At 71.5% G+C, this 298-nt stretch carries 1 protein-coding gene; it reads left to right on the forward strand.

Annotated elements, in window-relative coordinates; all coding sequences use genetic code 11:
- A partial coding sequence (locus ELR45_RS38285; RefSeq protein WP_205856813.1) for a sensor histidine kinase occupies window positions 1-281 on the forward strand: 281 nt, incomplete at its 5' end.
- Window positions 282-298: the final 17 nt, after the last annotated feature.

The following is a 298-nucleotide window of genomic DNA, read 5'->3' on the forward strand; positions in this document are numbered from 1 at the left end:
TGATGGTGGAGCTTGTGGTCGCCGACGACGGCACCGGCCTCACCGACGACGAGCGAGACCGGGCGCTGCACCGCTTCTGGCGTTCCCAGCGGCACCAGAACACCGCCGGGACCGGGCTCGGGCTGACGATCTGCGTGGAGCTGGTCGAGGCGGCCGGAGGGAGTCTCACCTTGCGGTCTGGGCTGGAACGAGACGGCGGACGCGGGCTCGCCGCCGTCATCGCCCTTCCCGCCGCGGAGGCGGTCGCTCCGCCGTCCGGAACCGCTCACTCATCGCGCTGACGTCACCGTTTCTGCTC

Source organism: Phytoactinopolyspora endophytica, assembly GCF_004138495.1.
GTDB lineage: Bacteria > Actinomycetota > Actinomycetes > Jiangellales > Jiangellaceae > Phytoactinopolyspora > Phytoactinopolyspora endophytica.